General features: G+C 64.6%; 17 protein-coding genes and 2 pseudogenes. 6 read left to right on the top strand and 13 right to left on the bottom strand.

The features are described from left to right. The first annotated feature begins 55 nt into the window (after positions 1–55). The gene (locus tag EJ078_RS12325; RefSeq protein WP_095777576.1) at positions 56–1,483 is read left to right on the top strand and encodes a gamma-aminobutyraldehyde dehydrogenase; all 1,428 of its coding nucleotides are present in this window, start codon (positions 56–58) and stop codon (positions 1,481–1,483) included. 46 nt (positions 1,484–1,529) lie between these two features. Here the strand turns inward: EJ078_RS12325 and EJ078_RS12320 are convergent, their stop codons facing one another. From EJ078_RS12320 to EJ078_RS12280, 9 genes are all read right to left on the bottom strand, one after another. Beyond that, complete coding sequence (locus EJ078_RS12320; protein WP_095777575.1) at positions 1,530–1,844, bottom strand: hypothetical protein; 315 nt, start codon at positions 1,842–1,844, stop codon at positions 1,530–1,532. A 42-nt stretch (positions 1,845–1,886) separates the two neighbouring features. Next, the gene (locus tag EJ078_RS12315) at positions 1,887–2,243 is read right to left on the bottom strand and encodes a nuclear transport factor 2 family protein (protein ID WP_095777614.1); all 357 of its coding nucleotides are present in this window, start codon (positions 2,241–2,243) and stop codon (positions 1,887–1,889) included. A gap of 225 nt (positions 2,244–2,468) precedes the next feature. Further along, positions 2,469–4,022 (bottom strand): alpha/beta fold hydrolase, encoded by a 1,554-nt coding sequence (locus EJ078_RS12310; RefSeq protein WP_127214949.1) that lies wholly within the window; start codon positions 4,020–4,022, stop codon positions 2,469–2,471. 125 nt (positions 4,023–4,147) lie between these two features. Beyond that, positions 4,148–4,462: a formate dehydrogenase subunit delta gene (locus EJ078_RS12305; RefSeq protein WP_127214950.1), complete on the bottom strand. Its 315-nt coding sequence runs from the start codon at positions 4,460–4,462 to the stop codon at positions 4,148–4,150. Then, positions 4,452–5,282 (bottom strand): formate dehydrogenase accessory sulfurtransferase FdhD, encoded by an 831-nt coding sequence (gene fdhD / locus EJ078_RS12300; protein WP_067324374.1) that lies wholly within the window; start codon positions 5,280–5,282, stop codon positions 4,452–4,454. Before fdhD ends, EJ078_RS12305 begins: the two co-directional genes overlap by 11 nt. Before the next feature lie 2 nt (positions 5,283–5,284). Beyond that, positions 5,285–8,197, bottom strand: a complete 2,913-nt coding sequence (fdhF, locus tag EJ078_RS12295) for a formate dehydrogenase subunit alpha (RefSeq protein ID WP_127214951.1) — start codon at positions 8,195–8,197, stop codon at positions 5,285–5,287. Positions 8,198–8,207: 10 nt separating this feature from the next. Next, entirely contained in the window at positions 8,208–9,764 is a 1,557-nt protein-coding gene (locus EJ078_RS12290) for an NADH-quinone oxidoreductase subunit NuoF (protein ID WP_127214952.1), read from the bottom strand. Then, positions 9,761–10,240: a formate dehydrogenase subunit gamma gene (locus EJ078_RS12285; RefSeq protein WP_067003616.1), complete on the bottom strand. Its 480-nt coding sequence runs from the start codon at positions 10,238–10,240 to the stop codon at positions 9,761–9,763. The genes EJ078_RS12290 and EJ078_RS12285 overlap by 4 nt, the downstream gene beginning before the upstream one ends. A gap of 194 nt (positions 10,241–10,434) precedes the next feature. Then, positions 10,435–11,334 carry a LysR family transcriptional regulator gene (locus EJ078_RS12280; protein ID WP_208721540.1) on the bottom strand — a complete coding sequence of 300 codons (900 nt, stop codon included), beginning with the start codon at positions 11,332–11,334 and terminating at the stop codon, positions 10,435–10,437. Positions 11,335–11,490: 156 nt separating this feature from the next. Here EJ078_RS12280 and EJ078_RS12275 point away from each other — a divergent pair, with 156 nt between their 5' ends. Further along, positions 11,491–12,132: a DUF47 domain-containing protein gene (locus tag EJ078_RS12275; protein ID WP_067003620.1), complete on the top strand. Its 642-nt coding sequence runs from the start codon at positions 11,491–11,493 to the stop codon at positions 12,130–12,132. A 3-nt stretch (positions 12,133–12,135) separates the two neighbouring features. Beyond that, a pseudogene (locus EJ078_RS12270) lies at positions 12,136–13,139 on the top strand (inorganic phosphate transporter). 9 nt (positions 13,140–13,148) lie between these two features. Here EJ078_RS12270 and EJ078_RS12265 read toward each other — a convergent pair. Further along, on the bottom strand, positions 13,149–13,526 hold the full coding sequence (locus EJ078_RS12265; protein WP_067324386.1) for a VOC family protein: 378 nt from the start codon (positions 13,524–13,526) through the stop codon (positions 13,149–13,151). A 209-nt stretch (positions 13,527–13,735) separates the two neighbouring features. Here EJ078_RS12265 and EJ078_RS12260 point away from each other — a divergent pair, with 209 nt between their 5' ends. Next, positions 13,736–14,914 carry an Mrp/NBP35 family ATP-binding protein gene (locus EJ078_RS12260; RefSeq protein WP_127214953.1) on the top strand — a complete coding sequence of 393 codons (1,179 nt, stop codon included), beginning with the start codon at positions 13,736–13,738 and terminating at the stop codon, positions 14,912–14,914. A gap of 38 nt (positions 14,915–14,952) precedes the next feature. On the opposite strand, the pseudogene EJ078_RS12255 reads toward EJ078_RS12260, so the two are convergent. Further along, positions 14,953–15,054: pseudogene (locus tag EJ078_RS12255) on the bottom strand (SRPBCC domain-containing protein); the annotation flags it as partial. Positions 15,055–15,204: 150 nt separating this feature from the next. Between EJ078_RS12255 and EJ078_RS12250 the strand changes: the two are divergent. Both EJ078_RS12250 and EJ078_RS12245 read left to right on the top strand, forming a co-directional pair. Then, on the top strand, positions 15,205–17,010 hold the full coding sequence (locus tag EJ078_RS12250; protein WP_095782337.1) for an IlvD/Edd family dehydratase: 1,806 nt from the start codon (positions 15,205–15,207) through the stop codon (positions 17,008–17,010). A 131-nt stretch (positions 17,011–17,141) separates the two neighbouring features. After that, on the top strand, positions 17,142–17,540 hold the full coding sequence (locus tag EJ078_RS12245) for a hypothetical protein (RefSeq protein ID WP_095777564.1): 399 nt from the start codon (positions 17,142–17,144) through the stop codon (positions 17,538–17,540). Between the two features lie 18 nt (positions 17,541–17,558). On the opposite strand, the gene EJ078_RS12240 is transcribed toward EJ078_RS12245, so the two are convergent. Together EJ078_RS12240 and EJ078_RS12235 are read right to left on the bottom strand one after the other, a co-directional pair. After that, positions 17,559–19,148 (bottom strand): trimethylamine methyltransferase family protein, encoded by a 1,590-nt coding sequence (locus tag EJ078_RS12240; protein WP_067324395.1) that lies wholly within the window; start codon positions 19,146–19,148, stop codon positions 17,559–17,561. 220 nt (positions 19,149–19,368) lie between these two features. Further along, entirely contained in the window at positions 19,369–20,862 is a 1,494-nt protein-coding gene (locus EJ078_RS12235; RefSeq protein ID WP_040974759.1) for a PLP-dependent aminotransferase family protein, read from the bottom strand. Positions 20,863–21,114: the final 252 nt, after the last annotated feature.

The raw sequence follows: 21,114 nt of genomic DNA, 5'->3' as shown, positions 1-21,114 counted from the left end.
TTCGCAACTCGCTGCACGCAACTCGCTACTCGCTACTGCGAAGGGAGAAACCCCCATGGACACCCAGATGCTGATCGGCTCGAAATTCGACAAGGGCACCGAAATCGAGGAGCCGATCCTCAATCCGAAGACCGGCGCGACCATCCTCAACCTGCCGGAAGCAAGTCCGGCGCAGATCGAGGCGGCTGTCAGTGCCGCCGAACAAGCGTTCGTCAATTGGTCGCGCACCACGCCGGCGCAGCGCTCCGGCTATCTGCTGAAGATCGCCGATCGCATCGAGGCCGAAGCGAATGAGTTCGCCGCGCTCGAGGCGCTGAATTGCGGCAAGCCGATCAACGCCGTGCTCAATGACGAGATCCCGGCGATCGTCGATTGCTACCGCTTCTTCGCCGGCGCGGTGCGCTCGATGCCAGGCCAGGTCGCGGGCGAGTATCTGCCCGGCCACACCTCGATGGTGCGGCGCGATCCGATCGGCATTGTCGCCTCCATCGCGCCCTGGAACTATCCGCTGATGATGATGGCCTGGAAGCTGGCGCCGGCGATCGGCGGCGGCAACACCGTCGTCTTCAAGCCATCGGAGCAGACGCCGCTGACGGCGCTGAAGCTGGCGAGGATCCTGTCGGAGATCCTGCCCGAGGGCGTCGTCAATGTCGTCCTCGGCCGCGGCGACAGCGTCGGCAACACGCTGATCAATCATCCCAAGGTCAACATGATCTCGATCACCGGCGACGTCGCCACCGGGAAGAAAGTGCTGCAGGCGGCCGCCAAGTCGGTCAAGCGCACGCATCTCGAGCTCGGCGGCAAGGCGCCGGTCGTCGTATTCGACGATGCCGATCTCGGCGCAGTCGTCAACGGCCTGCGCGCCTTCGGCTACTACAATGCCGGCCAGGACTGCACCGCCGCCTGCCGCATCTATGCCGGCAAGAAGATCTACGACAAGCTCGTCGCCGACCTCTCCTCGGCGGCGTCGACCATCAAATACAATCTGCCCGACGACACCGAGAACGAGATCGGGCCGCTGATCTCGCGCCGCCAGCGCGACCGCGTGTCGAGCTTCGTCGAGCGCGCTTCGGAATTGAAGCACATCGAGATCACCACCGGCGGCAAGCCGGGCGAGGGCTCCGGCTTCTACTACCAGCCGACGGTCGTCGCCGGAGCGTTGCAGGAAGACGAGATCGTGCGCCGCGAGGTGTTCGGCCCGGTCGTCTCGGTCACCCGCTTCTCGGAGGTCGACGAGGCGGTGAACTGGGCGAATGACAGTGACTACGGCCTGGCATCGTCGGTGTGGACCAGGGACGTCTCGCGCGCCATGACGACCGCGGCCCGGCTGCAATATGGCTGCACCTGGATCAACACCCACTTCATGCTCACCAACGAGATGCCGCATGGCGGCCTGAAGCAGTCCGGTTACGGCAAGGACATGTCGCTCTACGCGCTGGAGGACTACACCGCCGTCCGCCATGTGATGGTGGCGCACGGGTAAGTCCTCTACCTCTCCCACTTGTGGGAGAGGTCGGCCACGCAGGCCGCTACTCGACGATGCGGTAGATGTTCCACAGGCTGGTGCCCGACACGACATAGGGCTCCAGCTCCTTGCCCCATTTGGCGTGCGCGTCGATCTTAGCGATCTTGGCGAAGAACTCCTCCAACTGGGCCAGGCTCTCGACCTGGTGGTGGGTCTCGATCGTCGCTTCGCGTGCGCCGACTGAACCGGTCATGAGCTGGAATTTCAGGTCGGCGAGCCCGACCTGCGAGCCGATCTCGCGCTCCCATTTCCGCATCAGCTCGAGCGCGGTCTGCTTGTGACCGAACTTGGCGTCGATCTGCCATCTGGCGCTGAACATCTTGGTTCTCCTCCCTGTTTTGCAGATGAATCCGTTCTTGAGCTACTCGTCCCAGGCCTGCACGACCGTCTGCCGCGCGATGCGGCCGTTCTTCAATTCGAGCATCGCGGCGCAGAACACCTTGGTGCCGTCGGGATAGGCGCAGGCCTGGGTGAAGGCGAGATTGTCGCCCTCGGCGATCGTGGCGTCGACCTTGTGGGTCATCGCCCGGCTGCAGATGTCGTCCCAGAAGGTGCTGATCGCCGCGCGGCCGCGGATTTCGCGCGGCTTGCTCGGCGGGTTGTTGCGGTCGATCACCCGCACCAGCGCATCGTCATTGTAGAAGCTCGCCAGCATCTTGCCGTCACGGGCCTCGATCGCTTTCTTGATCGCCGCGCCGTCCACTGTCTTGGTCAGCATTTTATCCTCCATGTGCCCATCGTCTTGGGCGGTAGATGTGCGAAGCGCTCCCCGACGATTACTGCCGGGGCGGGAATTTCTCGTTGCGAATTGGCCGTGGCGGCCGCGAACAGGTCGTCGGTCTGCTTCTTGAAGGTGACGAGTCCACCCGGCGCTTGGCCTGCATGGGAAGAATTCATAGTCCTAGAGACCCCCCTTTCGCTTCGCCCGAAAGCGCCATGGCACTCATGGCCCGTCCGGGCCAGTGTGCCTTGCCGAGAAGGCCGCCGCAGCAGCGCGCGACGGCAGGTCCAGCTTGAGCAATATGTTGGCGACGTGCCGCTTGACCGTATGCTCGCTGAGCCTCAGCTCGGCGGCGATCGCCGCATTGCTCATGCCGTCGGCAATCAGGTTCACCACCTCGCTTTCCCGCGCCGTCAGTGTTGCTGGCTGCAGGGCCCTGGGCCTGGAGCGGCAGGCCGGTTCCAGATGTTGTTCAGACGTGGCCTGGACCACCGGCAGCGGCTCGCTCAGCTCGGCGAGACTGACAAGTCCGGCGTCGATGAAACGCAGGCCGGAGCCTATCGCCAGTTCGGCGACCAGCCGCGAGGCGAGGATGTCGCCGGGTCCGGCATGGGTGGCGAGCTGCATGGTCACCCGCGCCGTGAGGCCGACCGGCTGGCCGCGCATTTCGATCTCGCCGACATGCACGCCTTGCCCGCTTGCCACGCCGATCTGCTGCGCCGCATCGCGCAGCGCCGCTGCGCAGCGTATGGCGCGCGCCGGCCCGTCGAAACGAGAGATCATCAATTCGCCATGCGTGCCGGCAATCCGCCCACCATGGCGGCCCACCAGCAGCCGCCATGTTTCCTGGAAGCGTTGGCTGCGCTCGCTCCACATGCGGTCGCCCAGCTTGGCGGTGTCGAAGATGCGCGTCACCAGCAGCGCGGCAAGCACCCGCTCGGTGCCGGCCACCGCCGGCTGGCCGGTCAGGCACTCCTCGATCAGGTCGGCCACCCGGTCGACGTCCCCGGTCCAGATCGGATGGTCGCGGCCGGGTATCTCAGCAAGCCGGGCGCCGCGAATCTTCGTGGCAAGGAAGCGGCTGGCCTCCGGATCGACGCGCGCGTCATTGCGGCGATGGATCAGCAGCGTCGGCGCGCTGATCGCGGACAGAATGCCGCGCACGTCGATGTCTGCATTCATGCGGGCAAGGGCTGCCGCGGCCGTCGGGCCGGCCGACAGCCGTTCGAACCGTGCCCACCACCGGGCGAAATGCGTGTCATCCACGCGGCCTGGCGCGAAATTGGGCAAGGTCGCGCCGGTGCCCCAGCAAGTCTCGGCAATCTCGATGAAGGCTTCCAGGCGCTCCTGCGGCATTACCCATTTGTGGAAATGCGCATAACCGCCATAGAGCACGAGTGCCCGCGTCCGCTCCGGATAGGTCGCGGCAAACAGCATCGCCATCGGTGCGCCTTCCGAAGCGCCGAGGATCGCCGCGCGGCCGCTGCCGGTGGCGTCCATCACCGCGCGCACGTCATCCATGCGGGTTTCCAGGCCGGGCAGATGACGGTTGTCCACTCGGTCCGAAAGCCCGGTGCCGCGTTTGTCGAACAGAATCAGGCGTGAGAAAGCCGAAAGCCGCTTAAGCAGGCGGCTGTAACCCTCGTCTTCCCATTGTAGGTCGAGATTGGAGATAAAGCCGGGGACGAAGACGAGATCGAACGAGCCCTGGCCGACCACCTGATAGGCGATCCGCACGTCCCCGCTACGGGCATATCTGGTCTCGATCGGCCTCACGCAACTACCCCGCCCGGCCAGACGATCTCCTGTCGTCAACCATAGCAGAGGCAGCCGGCTTGCGGCAGCGAAACTTTAGAGAGCGGAAATACTAAGACCTTTGGCGCCGATGCGGCCTCGAGGCCCTACTTGTGCGGAATGGCGTCCTCGGCCTCCGCAGGCTTGCTGTAACCGAGGCTCTTGTCGGCCTGCTCCGCCGTTAGCGGACGCTTGATCTTGGCGGAGGCGGCGATCACCAGCTCGTCGAAATCTTCCGGGTCGCCGTCCAGCAGCTCGAAGAACTGCCGCCGCATCCTGGGCTCCCAGAATTTGTTGATGTGCTCGGCAACGCCGGTAATGCCTTCCTCGCGCGGCTTCGAATGGAAGAAGGTGGCGATCTGGTTGGCCATGCGCACCAGCTTTTCCTTGGTGCTGGCGATGTGATCCTCGTCATGCGACATGCTTTGCAACTCCGGAAGCCACCCGTTCGGGGTGGGTGAAAATATCGAAATCGTCGCCGCGCACCAGCGCTACCAGCGTCATACCGGCGGACTCGGCGGTCCGGATGGCAAGCGCGGTCGGCGCCGAAACCGCCATGATGACCGGAGCACCGATGGCGGCTGTTTTCTGCACCATCTCAACCGACACGCGCGAGGTCACCACGACGGCGCCGCTCGCGCCGTCGATGCCGGCTTTGGCCAGCGCGCCGGCGAGCTTGTCCAGCGCATTGTGGCGGCCGACATCCTCGCGCGCCATCACGATACCTTTGCCGGGAACGTAGAAGCCGGCAGCATGCACCGCCCCGGTCTCGGTGTGCAGCGGCTGCTGCTTCGACAGCAGCTTGACCGAACGCGTGACGTCTTCGGCGTCGAGCGTAAGCTTCGACGAACCGACCGCGTCGACCGACCGCATCGCTTCCTCGATGGATTCGATGCCGCACAGGCCGCAGCCGACCGGCCCGGCAAGCCGGCGCCGTCGCGCCTGGAAGCGCGTGTTGGCCCGGTCCTTCAGCTTGATCTGGATGTCGATGCCGGCGCCGAGATCCTCGACTTCGATCGCCTCGATCTCTGCCGGGTCGGCAACGATGCCTTCGGTGAGCGAGAAGCCGAGCGCGAAATCCTCGAAATCGGCCGGGCTCGCCATCATCACCGCATGGGTGGTGCCGGCATAGGAGAACGCGACCGGCGTCTCCTCCGGCACCATGCGGTTCGCAACCGCCGTGCCGCCGGCACGACGCGCCAGCCGCGAGATTTGCGTCGTGGCTTTGCGGCGCGCGGCCAAGACTACTCCGCCGCTTCCAGCGGGGCGATGCGGCGGCTCTGCTTGGCCTGCTCGTTATAGTCCCTCTGCCACTCGGTCGGGCCGTTGGATGGCGCCACCTGCACGGCGGTGACCTTGTATTCCGGACAATTGGTCGCCCAGTCCGAGAAGTCGGTCGTGATCACATTGGCTTGCGTGTCCGGGTGGTGGAAGGTCGTGTAGACGACGCCGGGCGACACGCGGTCGGTGATCAGCGCGCGCAGCGTGGTCTCGCCCGAACGGCTCGCCAGCCTCACCCAGTCGCCCTCGCGGATGCCGCGGTTCTCGGCGTCGTGCGGATGGATCTCCAGCCGATCTTCGGCATGCCAGGCGACGTTTTCGGTACGCCTGGTCTGCGCACCGACATTGTACTGCGACAGGATACGCCCGGTGGTGAGCAGCAGCGGGTAGCGCGGGCCGGTCCGTTCGTCCGTCGCGACATATTCGGTGCGGATGAACTTGCCCTTGCCGCGCACGAAGCCGTCGACATGCATGATCGGCGTGCCGAGCGGTGCCTTCTCGTTGCAGGGCCACTGCACCGATCCGACACGGTCGAGCAGCTCGAAGGAGACGCCGGAGAAGCTCGGCGTGGTCTTGGCGATCTCGTCCATGATCTCAGACGGGTGCGTGTAGTTCCAGTCGAGCCCAATGGCGCGGGCGAGCTCCTGCGTCGCCTCCCAGTCGGCGTAGCGCGCCTTCGGCTCCAGCACCTTGCGCACCATGTTGATGCGGCGCTCGGCATTGGTGAAGGTGCCGTCCTTCTCCAGGAAGGTCGAGCCCGGCAGGAAGACATGGGCGTAGTTCGCCGTCTCGTTGAGGAAGAGGTCGTGGACGACGACGCACTCCATCGCGGCCAGCCCTGCGGCGACATGCTTGGTGTCGGGGTCGGACTGCAAGATGTCCTCGCCCTGGATGTAGATACCCTTGAACGAGCCGTCGACGGCGGCATCCAGCATGTTGGGGATGCGCAGGCCGGGCTCCTCGTCCAGCTTTACGCCCCACAGGCTCTCATAGATGTCGCGCACGGCTTCGCCGGAGATATGGCGATAGCCCGGCAACTCATGCGGGAAGGAACCCATGTCGCAGGAGCCCTGGACATTGTTCTGGCCGCGCAGCGGGTTCACGCCGACGCCCGGACGGCCGATATTGCCGGTGGCCATGGCGAGGTTGGCGATCGCCATCACCGTGGTCGAGCCCTGGCTGTGCTCGGTGACGCCGAGGCCGTAATAGATCGCGCCGTTGCCGCCCCTGGCGTACAGGCGCGCGGCACCCCGGATCGCTTCAGGATCGACGCCGGACAGCTTGCCGACCGTCTCGGGGCTGTTTTCCGGCAGGGCGACGAAGGACGCCCAGTCCTGGAACTCGGCCCAGTCGCAGCGCTCGCGGATGAAGGCTTCGTCGAACAGGCCCTCGGTGACGATGACATGGGCCAGCGCCGTCAGCACCGCGACGTTGGTGCCGGGCTTCAGCGGCAGGTGATAGTCCGCCTCGACATGCGCCGACTTCACCATCTCGGTGCGGCGCGGGTCGAGCACGATCAGCTTGGCGCCCTCGCGCAGCCGCTTCTTCAGCCGCGAGGCGAACACCGGATGCGCCGTAGCGGGATTGGCGCCGATGATGACGGCGACGTCGGTGTATTCGACCGAGTCGAAATCCTGCGTGCCGGCCGAGGTACCGTAGGTTTGGCCGAGGCCGTAGCCGGTCGGCGAATGGCAGACGCGCGCGCAGGTGTCGACATTGTTGTTGCGGAAGCCTTGCCGCACCAGCTTCTGGACAAGATAGGTCTCCTCGTTCGTGCAACGCGAGGAGGTGATGCCGCCGATCGAGCCGCGTCCGTACTGGTATTGGATGCGGCGGAATTCCTTTGCCGTATGGGCGATCGCCTCTTCCCAACTCACCTCGCGCCACGGATTGGTGATCTTCTCCCGGATCATCGGCGACAGGATCCGATCCTTGTGGGTGGCATAGCCATAGGCAAAACGGCCTTTGACGCAGGAATGGCCGTGGTTCGCCTTGCCGTCCTTGTAAGGCATCATGCGGATGACTTCGTCACCCTTCACTTCCGCCTTGAACGAGCAGCCGACGCCGCAATAGGCGCAGGTCGTGACGGCCGAGCGCTCCGGCATGCCCTTCTCGAGCACGGTCTTCTCGCGCAATGCGTCGGTCGGGCAGGCCTGCACGCAGGCGCCGCAGGACACGCATTCGGAAGCGATGAAATCCTCATGCATGCCGGCGACCATGCGGGACTCGAAGCCGCGGCCCTCGATGGTTAGCGCGAAGGTGCCCTGCACCTCTTCGCAGGCGCGCACGCAGCGTGAGCAGACGATGCACTGCGCCGGATCATAGGTGAAGTAGGGGTTGGACTCATCGCGGGCGATGTAGTCGACCGCCAGCGAGCCATGGCCGGGCGCCACGCCGCCTTTTTCCTTGACGTGGTTGCGGCCTTCGACGCCGTAGCGGTTCTCGGTCAGACCGACCGACTCCGCGACCGCGTCGAACTCGCTGGCGCCGGTTCCGGCCTTCTCGTTCCAGCCGGTCGGATGGTCGGAGACGTAGAGTTCCATGACGCCACGGCGGATGGCATCGAGCCGCTCGGACTGCGTGCGCACCACCATGCCCTCGCCGACCGGCGTCGTGCAGGATGCGGGCGTGCCGCCGCGGCCGTCGATCTCGACCAGGCAGACGCGGCACGAGCCGAAAGAGTCCAGCATGTCGGTGGCGCAGAGCTTCGGGATCTCGACCCCGCCTTCCATCGCCGCGCGCATGATCGAGGTGCCTTCCGGCACGGTGATGCTTTGCCCGTCGACGGTCAGCGTCACCTGCTTCGCCGCTCTCGACTCCGGCGTTCCGTAGTCGATCTCTTCGATGAGTGTCGGGAAGTCGGCTTTGATGTTCATCTGCCAGCTCCTATTCGGCAGCCACGCGCGTCGGCGCCGGCTTGAAATCCTCGGGGAAATGCGTGATCGAGCTCATCACCGGGTAGGGCGTGAAGCCGCCCAGGGCGCAGAGCGATCCGAACTTCATCGTGTTGCAGAGGTCGGTGACCAGAGCGAGGTTCTTCTCCGCCTCGATGCCCGCGGCGACCTTGTCCAGAACCTCCATGCCGCGCGTCGAGCCGATGCGGCAGGGCGTGCACTTGCCGCAGCTTTCGATGGCGCAGAACTCCATGGCAAAGCGCGCCTGCTTCATCATGTCGGCGCTGTCGTCGAACACGGTTATGCCGGCATGGCCGATCAGCCCGTCCTTGGCAGCAAAAGCCTCGTAGTCGAACGGCGTGTCGAAAAGCGCGCGCGGGAAATAGGCGCCGAGTGGGCCGCCGACCTGCACCGCCTTCACCGGCCGCCCCGAGGCCGTGCCGCCGCCGATCTCGTCGACGATTTCGCCCAGCGTCAGGCCGAAGGCCGTCTCGAACAGGCCGCCATGCTTGACGTTGCCGGCGATCTGGATCGGGATCGTGCCGCGCGAACGGCCCATGCCGAAATCCTTGTAGTAGGCGGCGCCCTTGTCCATGATGATCGGCACGGAGGCTAGGCTGATCACGTTGTTGATCACCGTCGGCTTGCCGAACAACCCTTGGATCGCCGGCAGCGGCGGTTTGGCGCGAACCACGCCGCGCTTGCCTTCCAAGCTGTTGAGCAACGAGGTTTCCTCGCCGCAGACATAGGCGCCGGCCCCGACGCGGATTTCCATGTCGAAGGCGTTGGGCGAGCCAAGCACATTGACGCCGAGCACGCCTGCCTTGCGGGCGATCGCCACGGCCTTGTTCATCGTCGCCACCGCATGCGGATATTCCGAGCGGATATAGACGAAGCCCTTGGTCGCGCCGGTGGCGATGCCGGCGATCGCCATGCCTTCGATCAGCACGAAGGGATCGCCCTCCATGATCATGCGGTCGGCGAAGGTGGCGCTGTCGCCCTCGTCGGCATTGCAGACGATGTATTTGCGTTCGGAATTCGTATCGAGAACCGTCTTCCACTTGATGCCGGTCGGGAAGCCTGCGCCGCCGCGGCCGCGCAGGCCGGACTCGGTCACCTGGTTCACGACGTCCGCCGGCGCCATGGCGACCGCGTTCTGCAGGCCTCTCAGACCGCCATGCGACTTATAGCTGTCGAGCGACAGCGGGTCGATGACGCCACAGCGCGCGAAGGTCAGCCGCGTCTGCTTGGCGAGGAAGGGGATCTTGTCTGGCGCACCCAGCCAGCGCTTGTGATGGCCACCCTTGAGGAAACCGCTGTCGAACAGGCTTTTCACGTCAGACGGCTTGACCGGCCCGTAGGCGACGCGGCCCTCGGCGGTCGCAACCTCGACCATCGGCTCCAGGAAATAGGCGCCGCGCGAGCCGTTGCGCACGATCTTGGCCTCGACGCCGCGCTCCTTGAGCTCCTTCTCGATCGCCCTGGCGACCTTTTCGGCGCCGAGCGCCAGAGCACCGGAATCGGCAGGGATGTAGATGCGCGGGATCATGAACGCACCTCCGCGACGATCTCTTCGATCTTCTCGTCGTCGAGCCGGCCGATCACTTCGCCGTCGAGCATCGCCGACGGCGAGCAGGCGCAAAGCCCGAGGCAATAGACCGGCTCCAGTGTAACCGATCCGTCGCGTGCGGTCTCGTGAAAATCGATGCCGAGCAGTTGCTTGACCTTGGTGGCGACGGCTTCCGAACCCATCGACTGGCAGGCTTCCGCCTGGCAGAGCTTCAGCACATGCCGGCCGGCCGGCTTTGCGCGGAAATCGTGATAGAAGGTGACGACGCCATGCACCTCCGCTCGCGAGAGGTTCAGCCCGTCGGCGATGACCGGAAGCGCCGCCTGCGGCACATGGCCGAATTCTTCCTGGATGCCGTGGAGAATCGGCAGCAACGGACCTTCGAGGTCCTTCAACTCCTCGATGATCGCCGCTATGCGCGACGCGATCTCGGTACTTGCAGGCTGCATCGGCATGCAGCGCCCTCCCTGGCCGTGGCGCCAACACATATGTCACCCCAAAATATAGAGCGGTTTTGGGGCAACGACATGCACAGGGCGCGATATCGCTAAGTCCTTATGAAATCAGAGGAAACCTCCGAGATCAATAAAGCAGTCTCGTCGCTTGATAGGAATTTTCTATCAGAAACGCTGAGCCCGCATTGTCTAGCCTAGCGGTGGGAACGGAAATCGTCTGCCAGCGCCATTGCCTCGTCCAGCAGCGCCTGCACCAGCGGCGTGTGCGGCTCGCGCGGCGCCGCCACCAGCCCGACCGTGTGGCTGGCATCCGGATCGACTATCGGAATGGCCCGGATCGGTTCGGAAAAGCCGAATGTTTCCGCAAGGTGGAGCGGCATGATCGATGACCATTTGCCGGTCCGGATATGCGAGAACAGCACGATCATCGAGTTGGATTCCAGTGTCGGCCGCACCTGCACGCCGGCTTCCGCCAGATGCTGGTCGATGATGCGGCGGTTCTGCATGTCCGGCGTCAGCAGGCAGAGCGGCAACTGGCTGATCTCTGCCCACGTCACTTTGTCGCGGTCGGAATAGGGGTTGCCGACTGCCGTGATCAGCTGGTAGCGCTCGTCATAGAGCGGCACGCTGGTTACCCGCCCCAGCGGCTCGTTGTCGAGATAGGTGATGCCGGCATCGACATCGAGATTGCCGAGCAGCGTCAGCACCTCGATCGAGGTCCGTGACAGCACCGAAAAGGTGACGCCGGGATGCTTGTCGCGGAATGGCGTCGTCAGCCGCGCCACCATGGCGAGCGCCGTCGGAACGGCGGCGATGCGGATGCGGCCGGACAGGCCGTGGCGCGCCGCCCGCATCTCCTCGCGCATGGTCCTTGAATCGCCGACGATGCGGCGCGCCCAAACCAGCACCTGCTTGCCTTCCGGCGTCAGACCCTGGAAACGCGAACCGCGCAGCACCAGCATGACGCCGAGCTGCTCCTCGAGCTGCTTGATGCCGGCCGACAGCGTCGGCTGGGTGACGCCGCACACCTCGGCGGCGCGGCCGAAATGCTCTTCCCTGGCTAAAGCGATGAAGAATTCCAGCTTGTCGATCATGTCATCCGATCCACGGTCTGCCCAAGGTCGGGGAAATCGCTTTGCTTCGCAAGGCGGATGAACGATAGGATCTCATCCACATTTTTGAGCCGGCTTATCTGTTTTCCCGCGCCGCGCATGGCGCTATGTGGGGTAGGCGGAAGCAGGGAGGAGCAGATGCTGGGTTGGTTTCGCAGACTGTTGCCGCGCGAGGATCGCTTCTTCGAACTGTTCGAACGGCATTCGCGCACGGTGGTCGGCGGCGCCGAGGCGCTTGAGCAGCTTCTCCAGGGCCGGGACATCGACCGCTGGTGCCAGACGATCGTCGATCTGGAGGACGAAGCGGACGGGATCACCGCGGAGGTGCTGCTTGCCGTCAGGCGCTCCTTCATCACGCCCTTCGACCGCGGCGACATCAAGGATCTGATCCAGTCGATGGATGATGCCATCGATACGATGCACAAGGCCGTCAAGACGGTGAAATTGTTCGAGATGAGGGAATTCGATCCGCTGATGCGGGAAATGGGCAGCGTCATCGTCGAGGCCGCCCGGCTGGTAGCAGAGGCCATCCCACTGCTCGGCAAGGTTGGCGCCAACGCCGCGCGGCTGAACGCCATCGCCGAAGAAGTCATGCGCGTTGAGGGCCGCGCCGACGACCTGCACGAGCAGGGCCTGAAGGACCTGTTCAAGCGGCACGGTCGCAGCGACCCTATGGCCTACCTGATCGGCTCGGAGATTTACGGCCAGCTGGAAAAGGTGGTCGACCGTTTCGAGGACGTCGCTAACGAGATCAGCGGCATCGCGATCGAGAACGTCTAACAGATGGACGCCGCGATCGCCTTTCCCCTGCTGGTCGGCCTCGTCGCCGTGGCGCTGTTCTTCGATTTCCTCAACGGCCTGCACGATGCCGCCAACTCGATCGCGACTATCGTCTCCACCCGCGTGCTGAGGCCGCACTATGCCGTGTTCTGGGCGGCTTTCTTCAATTTCATCGCCTTCCTGTTCTTCGGTCTGCATGTCGCCGAGACGGTGGGAAAGGGCATCGTCGACGCCGAGATCGTGACCCCCGCAGTGATCTTCGCCGCGCTCATCGGAGCCATCGTCTGGAACATCATCACTTGGATCGCCGGCATTCCGTCGAGCAGCTCGCATGCGCTGATCGGCGGGTTGGTCGGCGCCGGCGTCGCCAAGGCCGGCCCGGGGCCATCGTCTGGTCCGGGCTCGGCAAGACGGCCGCGGCGATCGTGCTCTCGCCGGCGACCGGATTCGTGCTGGCGCTTGTCCTTATCCTCATCGTCTCATGGCTGTTCGTTCGGCAGACGCCGTTCGCGGTCGATAACAGCTTTCGCGTCCTGCAGTTCTTCTCTGCCTCGCTCTATTCGCTGGGGCACGGCGGCAATGACGCGCAGAAAACCATGGGCATCATCGCCGTGCTGCTCTATTCGCAAGGCATGCTCGGCCAGAGCTTCCACGTGCCGTTCTGGGTGGTCATCACCTGCCAGTCGGCATTGGCGCTGGGCACGCTCTTCGGCGGCTGGCGCATCGTGCACACGATGGGATCGAAGATCACTCGGCTGAACCCGATGCAAGGTTTTTGCGCCGAGACCGGCGGCGCGATAACGTTGTTCGCCGCCACCTGGCTCGGTGTCCCGGTCTCGACCACGCATACAATCACCGGCGCCATCATCGGCGTGGGTGCTGCCCGCCGCGTCTCGGCTGTGCGCTGGGGCATTGCCGGCAACATTGTCGTGGCGTGGGTGATCACCCTGCCGGCGACGGCGGCGATTTCGGCGTTGACTTACTTTGTCACGCGCCTGGCGGTCTGAGGCTGAAATCTACTCGCCGGCAAGACACAGTATATTGCCGTCCGGGTCCTTGAACCAGGCGACCTTCATGCCGTAGCCGACATGGACATCGCCCTCGAGCGTGAGCCCGGGCATCTCATAGCGCTCGAAGGTGACGCCCTTCGACTTCAGCGCCTGGACAATGGCACCGATCTGGTCGCCGACCGTCCAGGTCAACGCCGTCGCCTTGTTGGTACCGGCGAATTCTGAACGATAGACGTTGATCACCGTGTCGCCGCTTTTGTAGACGATCAGTTCTCCGGCCATGTCGTCGACAGGCTTGAGGCCCAGCGTTCCTTCGTAAAAGCCCTTTGCTCTCGAAAGGTCTTTCACCGCCACATTGGCCGCTGCGTTGCTGTTTGCGAGCATGACAGTCTCCTTTTCCGGTTGCCGTCGCTCATGGCAACCGAGATAGGGCCCCTGGATCGATTGGCCATGGCAATCGGCGGATCGGGACGCGCTAGGCAAATCCGACACCACCGGTCGTTTTCCGGAGCACGCCGGACGAGCCATTGCGCCACGGCTTGGTTCTGCCGGGAAACTGCACTATCTGGAACGCCAAACTCCGAGGAAAGACCATGGCTGTAACCAAGGAAACCGTCATCGAGCGCCTGAGGACGGTCAATGGACCGGACTTCACCGGCAACATCGTCGACCTCGGCCTGGTATCTGAGATTTTCATCGCCGATTCCAAGGTGTTTTTCTCGATTACCGTTCCCGCCGCCCGCGCCCAGGAGATGGAGCCGCTGCGCGCCGCCGCCGAGCGTGTCGTCAAGGCGATCCCCGGCGTCGCCAACGCCGTCGTCGCGCTGACGGCGGAGAAGAAGGGCGGCGGCATGGAGGCGCCGGTTCGGCCGGCTCCCCAGGCAGCGCCGCCACGACCTGCTCCCCAGGCAGCGCCGCAGCGTCCTGGCCCGCAGGCGCCGGCTTCTCACAGTCACGGCAAACGCGGCGTGCCCGGCATCGATGCGATCATCGCGGTCGCGTCCGGCAAGGGCGGCGTCGGCAAATCGACCACCGCCGTCAACCTGGCGCTCGGCCTTGCCGCCAATGGGCTAAGCGTCGGCGTGCTCGATGCCGATATCTACGGGCCCTCAATGCCGAGGCTGCTCAACATTCACGGCCGGCCGCAGACGGTCGACGGCAAGATCCTGAAGCCGATGCAGAATTACGGCCTCAAGGTGATGTCGATGGGCTTCCTGGTCGACGAGGAGACGCCGATGATCTGGCGCGGCCCGATGGTGATGTCGGCGCTCACCCAGATGCTGCGCGAGGTCGAATGGGGACCGCTCGACGTGCTGGTCGTCGATATGCCGCCCGGCACCGGCGATGCCCAGCTCACCATGGCCCAGCAGGTGCCGCTGGCCGGCGCCGTCATCGTCTCGACGCCGCAGGACCTGGCGCTCATCGATGCGCGCAAGGGCCTCAACATGTTCAAGAAGGTCGACGTGCCGCTGCTCGGCATCGTCGAGAACATGAGCTATTTCCTCGCGCCCGACACCGGCAAGCGCTACGACATCTTTGGCCATGGCGGCGCGCGGCGCGAGGCCGAACGGCTCGGCGTCACCTTCCTTGGCGAGGTGCCGCTGGAGATGGGCATCCGCGAAAGCTCGGACGCCGGCGCCCCGGTGGTCGCATCCAAGCCGGACGGCGCCGAGGCGAAGATCTATCGCGATATCGCCGCGAAGGTATGGGACAGGGTCCAAGAGCAACGCGGCGCCGCCGAGGCGGCAGTGCCCAGCATCGTGTTCGAGTAATTCGCCGGGCCGCCGCTAGGTGTCCGATTTCCTTTCCAGCCGGGAATCGCCTCCTTCAGGATTTCCGGGTCGTTGAGGGCGTCCCACACTTTCTCGACGGGTGCGGCGATCCGCTCCTCGCCTTCGATCACCAAGGCCATCAAGACCTCCCGGATTGCTGGCCTCGATTGGTCCTAGTGCGCGGCCCTTTCTACGTCTATCGCACCAAAGTGCGGGTCTGCGGCGTGTCTGCCTCTTGCCTGCATGGGCGCGTTGTCATATCGATTTGTCATACAAATACGGAGACCACGATGGCAGGCGCCCCCACCAAGAAGAAGAAATTTCGCTCGCAGGAGTGGTTCGACAATCCCGACAACCCGGGCATGACGGCGCTCTATCTCGAACGCTACCTCAATTACGGACTGACCCGCGCCGAGCTGATGTCGGGCAAGCCGCTGATCGGCATCGCGCAGACGGGTTCCGATCTCTCGCCCTGCAACAGGCACCATCTCGAGCTCGCCAAGCGCGTGCGCGAAGGCATTGTCTCGATGGGCGGCATCCCCTTCGAGTTCCCGTGCCACCCGATCCAGGAGACCGGCAAGCGGCCGACGGCGGCGCTCGACCGCAACCTCGCCTATCTCAGCCTCGTCGAGGTGCTCTACGGCTATCCGCTCGACGGCGTCGTGCTGACCATCGGCTGCGACAAGACTACGCCCGCGCTCTTGATGGCGGCGGCGACCGTCAACATTCCGGCGATCGCGCTTTCGGTCGGCCCGATGCTCAATGGCTGGCATAAGGGCAAGCGCACCGGCTCCGGCACCATTGTCTGGGAATCGCGCCAGCGGCTGTCGGCCGGCGAGATCAATTATGACGAGTTCATGGACATCGTCGCCTCCTCGGCGCCGTCGACCGGCTATTGCAACACCATGGGTACCGCCACCACCATGAACTCGCTGGCCGAAGCGCTCGGCATGCAGCTGCCGGGCTCGGCCGCGATCCCCGCGCCCTATCGCGAGCGCGGCCAGATTGCCTACGAGACCGGCAAGCGCATCGTCGATATGGTGCATGAGGACCTGAAGCCGTCGGACATCATGACCCGCCAGGCGTTCGAGAATGCCATCGTCGTCAATTCGGCCATCGGCGGCTCGACCAACGCGCCGATCCACCTCAATGCCATCGCCCGCCATCTCGGCGTGCCGCTCGACAATGACGACTGGCAGAACATCGGCCTTAACGTGCCGCTGATCGTCAACCTGCAGCCGACGGGCGAGTATCTCGGCGAGGACTATCACCATGCCGGCGGCGTGCCGGCCGTCGTGGCGGAGTTGCTGAAAGGCGGACTATTGCCGCACCCCGACGCGATCACCGCCAACGGCAAATCGATCGGCGACAATTGCCGCGGCGCGGTCAACGAGAATCATGATGTCATCCGCGGCGTCGACAAGCCGCTCAAGAGCAATGCCGGCTTCATCAACCTCAAGGGCAATCTGTTCGATTCCGCCATCATGAAGACCAGCGGCATCTCGCCCGAATTCCGCGAGCGCTATCTCTCGAACCCGAACGATCCGGAGGCTTTCGAAGGCAACGCCATGGTCTTCGACGGCCCGGAGGATTACCACGCCCGCATCGACGATCCGGCGCAGGGCATCGACGAGCACACGATCCTGTTCATGCGCGGCGCCGGCCCGGTCGGCTATCCGGGCGGCGCCGAGGTGGTCAACATGCAGCCGCCGGCCCATCTCATCAAGAAGGGCATCCATTCGCTGGCCTGCATCGGCGACGGTCGCCAGTCCGGCACGTCGGGTTCGCCATCGATCCTCAACGCCTCGCCGGAGGCAGCGGTCGGCGGCGGGCTGGCGCTGCTCAAGACTGGCGACCGCGTCCGCATCGACCTGAGGAAGGGCACCGCCAATATCCTTGTCGGCGACGAGGAGATCGCCAGGCGGCGGGCAGCGCTGCAGGGCAATGGCGGCTATGACTATCCCGAGCACCAGACGCCCTGGCAGGAGATCCAGCGCGGCATGGTCGACCAGTTCTCCGCCGGCATGGTGCTGAAGCCGGCGGTGAAATATCAGGATGTCGCGCACACCAGGGGCGTCCCGCGCGACAACCACTGAATTCAGAGCACGGCGAAAATCGAAGGGCGGACCGCTTTCCGGCGGACCGCCCTTTCTCATGGCCCTTGTTTCGGCCGCGGGGCGTCTACAGATTAGCCCGATCCCGGCGGCCCTACGAAGGGAGGCTATATATGGCGAAACGGCGCTCTTCCCTCGGCTTCCTCGGCATGTTCGGCCGTTCGGGCGACTTGCGCCAGCTCGACGACGCCTTGCGCAAGGCCGACTTGCATCCGGCACTGGTGCCTGAGGGCGTCAAGCTCACCATCGTCAACCTGATGAAGGATCATTGGCCCGAGGAGCCGCCGCCTCAGGCTTATCAATCAGTGGCGCAACTCTGCGGCTATTGCGTCGCCGGACCGGAAACCTTCGAGCGGGCCAATGGCAGGGAGCACACTTTGGAAGCCGAGCGCCGCATCGAGGCCGCGCTCGAAGCCGGCGACAGCCTCGATGCGCAGATCGTGCTGTTGACGCTGCATGCGAAGCTGATCAACGCCGAAGTCGTCGAGCGCTATGGGCTGCGTGCGGAGTGATCTGCGAGAGCGGAAAGATCAGCCGCCCATCTTGTTGCGCGGCAGCTTGATCATCTCGCCGAAGCGCGCGCGCAGCTTGTCGTCGACGAGCCGCGACACATGGCGCGGAAAGCGCTCGGCCAGCACGCGCTTTTTCTCGGCGATCGCCCGCTGCAAAATGTCGGGCCGGCCCTTCTCATTCCATTCCTTGGGCGAGAAGCGATCACCGACTGCGGGATAAAAATATTCGGTCTGCATCAGCTTCAAAGTCTGCTCGTTGCCGAGATAGTGACCCGGGCCCTTGAGGCAGACATCGGCGATCGTGTCGATCGACAGCGCCTCGTCCGTCACCTCGATGCCGCGCACGCATCGTAGGCAGTGGCCGAGCATGTCGTTGTCGATGATCAGGCTTTCGAGACAGAAGCCGAGCAGCGAGGCATGCATGCCGGCCGATTCATAGACGAGGTTGAGGCCGGCAAGACCGGCCATCACATCGGTGATGCCTTTTTCATAGCCGGACTGGATGTCGGGCAGCTTCGAATCCGTCATGCCCGCGGCCGAGCCGCCCGGCAGGTCGTAATACTGCGCCATCTGCGCGCACGCCGCGGTCAACACGGCCTGCTCGGCCGAACCGCCGGACATCGCGCCGGTCCGGAGATCGGAGACGAACGGCCAGGTGCCGAAGATCGCCGGATGGCCGGGCTTGATCGCGTTGACATACACGAGGCCCATCAGCACTTCGGCCACCGCCTGCACGACGGCGCCGGCAATCGCGGCGGGAGCCGTGGCGCCGGCTTGGCCGGCCGATAAGAGCAGGATCGGAATGCCGCCCTCGACGCAGGCTTCGAGCACGCCGCAGGCGTCCTCGGCGAATTTCATCGGCGGCACCACGAAGCAGTTCGAGTTCGACACGAAAGGCCGCGCCCGGAAATTCTCCTCGCCGCCGGCGATCGCATAGAGCATTTCCAGCGCCGGCTTGACGTTCTCTCGCACGGTGAACGAGGTGCCGACATGCTTGGATGTCCCCATTACGCAGGCATAGAGCGTGTTGAAGTCCATCTCGAGCGGATCGGGGATATCGCGCGGCACCATGGTGCGCTGGAAGAAATGGATGTTGTCGAGCCCGTCGACGAGACGGGCGGCGTCATAGATGTCCTGCAGCTGCGATTCGCGATATTCGCGCTTCTCGACATCGACCAGATGCACCGCCGCGCCCGCGGTGCCGTAGTGCACGCGTTTGCCCTGGATCACCATGTCGTGCTTGGGATCCTGGCCGTGGAGCGTGAAGTGGCGCGCCGCCTTCTTGATCGTGTCGAGCACCAGCGCGCGCGGCAGGCGGATGCGGCCGTCGTCGCCATAGCTCGCCCCGACCCGGGTCAGCGCCTCGATGCAGGAGGGGATGGCGTTGGCGAAGCCCACCGTCTCCAGAAGCGTCAGCACCGCTTCATGGATGCGTTCCTTGTCGTTCTGGCTCAATGGCCCGTAGCTGCCGCCTTCGAGGCCGGCTCGCACCGGACGGATATCGTCTGCGAGCGGTGCTGCCCGCATCGCGCGGCGCGCTTCGCGCCCGCCGGACCGCCGCGAACGCTGGTCCGACGTCGTTTCCTGCTTCTCAAGAGCCACTGACATGGAAAGCACTCCACCTTTGCTTTTTCAGGGGCAGGATGCGCGGCGGTTGGTCCACCATCGGCCTGCCTCGTCCCCTTTGTGCCTCGACTATGCCGTCGGCATTGGCACAGCCTATGAGCCAGTCAATCCCGTCGAATATGCCAGGATGCTAAAGCGTTGAGGCGCGCCAAAATACAAGAGCCGGCAAAACGCCGGCTCTTCATGTGGCAGTCCGTGGTGATCAGGCGGCAGCGGGCCTGCGGCCGGCGGCGGTGGCGAGCTCCCGGATCCCGGGCTCGATGTGCTGCAGCGAGATCGAGGAGATGCCCAAACGCATGAAACGCGAGGGCTTTTCGCTGCGGTCGAAGAACCGGTCGCCGGGTTCGATGATGACGCTGCGCGAAGCGGCCGCTTCGGCGAGCCCTCGTGAATCGGTACCGCGCGGGCCCTCCAGCCACAACGACGTGCCTCCCGCCGAGTCGGTCGAGCGCCATTCTGGCAGGAAAGCGGAAATCGCATGGACCAGACGCTTGCGCCGCTCGTCGAAGGCGGCGGAGAGCCTGCGCACCAGCGCCTCGTGATGGCCGAGCGACAAAAACAGCGCAACGGCGCGCTGGTTGTTTGCCGGCGGGTGCCTGAGCATGAAGCGGCGCAACGCGCGAAGCTCGGCAATCAGTCCTGCCGAAGCGACGATGTAGCCGAGCCTCAGACCCGGAGCCAGCGTCTTCGACATCGAGCCGACATAGATGACGCGGCCCGAGCGATCGAGGCTCTTCAGCGCCTGCTGCGGCGCCTCGTCGAGAAGCTGGCTGTCATAGCCGTCCTCGATGATGATCTGGTTGTTGCGGTTGGCCCGCGCCAGCAAATCCTGCCGCCGCTCGGCGGACAACGGCACCATCGTCGGGCAATGATGGCTGGGCGTGACGAAGACAAAGCCGGAATCGCTGGGAATCGCCGAGGTCACGATGCCCGACTGGTCGACCGGGACCGGCTGGATATCTGCGCCGGCGAGCCGGAAGATCGAGCGGGCATCCGGATAGCCGGGGTCTTCCATTGCCACCTTCGAGCCCTTGGTCATCAACAGCGAGGCGAGCATATAGAGCGCGTTCTGCGCGCCCAGGGTCACGATGATCTCGTCCGGATTGGCGAAGATGCCGCGGCGCGGCAAAAGCCGGGCCTGGATCTGCTCGATGAGCAGCGGATCGTCCCGGTCGACCATGTCGGATGCCCAGTTGCGGATCTCCAGCACCGCGAGCGCCATGCGGTTGCACTCGCGCCATTCCGCGGTCGGAAACAGCGCCGGATCGAACTGGCCGTAGACGAACGGGTAGGAGGACTTGATCCAGTTGTCGTGCTTGGCCGGCGGCGGCATGTCGCTGGCGGCGATCTGCCGACGCGCCTTCCAGTCGATCTCATTCTGCTGGTCGGGCGCCTTCTGGTGCGGCTTGGCGGGGGTGGCCAGCACTTCAGGGTTGACGAAGTGGCCGCGCCGCTCGCGCGCCACAAGAAAACCTTGGTCGACCAGCTGCTGGAAGGCAAGCACCACCGTGCCGCGGGCAACGCCCAGTTTTTCCGCCAGAATCCGACAGGATGGCAGCGGCATCGAAGCGGCGATCTGCCTGTCGAGGATGGCTGCGACGATCGCCTGGCGGATCTGTGCCTGGAGAGTTTGTCCGGATTCGGCCGAAATCCGGAACAGGCCGGACCATATGGCCGTGTCATTGCGCTGTGGCATGGGAGATCATCCTCGGATGGCCAGCTGTTTTCACTTGGCTGGACCAGTCGAGTGTAGGGGTGGCACAAGGGGTTGCGCCAATCAATTTTTCTGATCGCTGGGATTTATGCCAGTGATCCATTGGTCACGAAAGGGGCGCGTCCGCCAGGGAAGCGGATGTTGCGGGGCATCATAAAAGCGTGATGCAGTGCGTCACTGCCGCGCTTGAACGAAACGGAAATCCGGCTCAATACATTGTCGCGACGACACGCG

The organism is Mesorhizobium sp. M1A.F.Ca.IN.022.06.1.1 (genome assembly GCF_003952605.1).
GTDB lineage: Bacteria > Pseudomonadota > Alphaproteobacteria > Rhizobiales > Rhizobiaceae > Mesorhizobium.
Note: the sequence above shows the minus strand (reverse complement) of the source record. Positions and strands in the feature narration are given on the sequence as shown.

Excerpts from the sequence above, each read along its gene's own strand:
- EJ078_RS12320 (WP_095777575.1), bottom strand. The coding sequence starts at position 1,844 with ATGTTCAGCGCCAGATGGCAGATCGACGCCAAGTTCGGTCACAAGCAG.
- EJ078_RS12250 (WP_095782337.1), top strand. The coding sequence starts at position 15,205 with ATGGCAGGCGCCCCCACCAAGAAGAAGAAATTTCGCTCGCAGGAGTGG.
- EJ078_RS12235 (WP_040974759.1), bottom strand. The coding sequence starts at position 20,862 with ATGCCACAGCGCAATGACACGGCCATATGGTCCGGCCTGTTCCGGATT.
- EJ078_RS12240 (WP_067324395.1), bottom strand. The coding sequence starts at position 19,148 with ATGTCAGTGGCTCTTGAGAAGCAGGAAACGACGTCGGACCAGCGTTCG.
- EJ078_RS12325 (WP_095777576.1), top strand. The coding sequence starts at position 56 with ATGGACACCCAGATGCTGATCGGCTCGAAATTCGACAAGGGCACCGAA.
- EJ078_RS12305 (WP_127214950.1), bottom strand. The coding sequence starts at position 4,462 with ATGTCGCATGACGAGGATCACATCGCCAGCACCAAGGAAAAGCTGGTG.
- fdhF (WP_127214951.1), bottom strand. The coding sequence starts at position 8,197 with ATGAACATCAAAGCCGACTTCCCGACACTCATCGAAGAGATCGACTAC.
- EJ078_RS12315 (WP_095777614.1), bottom strand. The coding sequence starts at position 2,243 with ATGCTGACCAAGACAGTGGACGGCGCGGCGATCAAGAAAGCGATCGAG.
- EJ078_RS12260 (WP_127214953.1), top strand. The coding sequence starts at position 13,736 with ATGGCTGTAACCAAGGAAACCGTCATCGAGCGCCTGAGGACGGTCAAT.
- EJ078_RS12290 (WP_127214952.1), bottom strand. The coding sequence starts at position 9,764 with ATGATCCCGCGCATCTACATCCCTGCCGATTCCGGTGCTCTGGCGCTC.
- EJ078_RS12280 (WP_208721540.1), bottom strand. The coding sequence starts at position 11,334 with ATGATCGACAAGCTGGAATTCTTCATCGCTTTAGCCAGGGAAGAGCAT.
- EJ078_RS12245 (WP_095777564.1), top strand. The coding sequence starts at position 17,142 with ATGGCGAAACGGCGCTCTTCCCTCGGCTTCCTCGGCATGTTCGGCCGT.
- EJ078_RS12275 (WP_067003620.1), top strand. The coding sequence starts at position 11,491 with ATGCTGGGTTGGTTTCGCAGACTGTTGCCGCGCGAGGATCGCTTCTTC.
- EJ078_RS12265 (WP_067324386.1), bottom strand. The coding sequence starts at position 13,526 with ATGCTCGCAAACAGCAACGCAGCGGCCAATGTGGCGGTGAAAGACCTT.
- EJ078_RS12285 (WP_067003616.1), bottom strand. The coding sequence starts at position 10,240 with ATGCCGATGCAGCCTGCAAGTACCGAGATCGCGTCGCGCATAGCGGCG.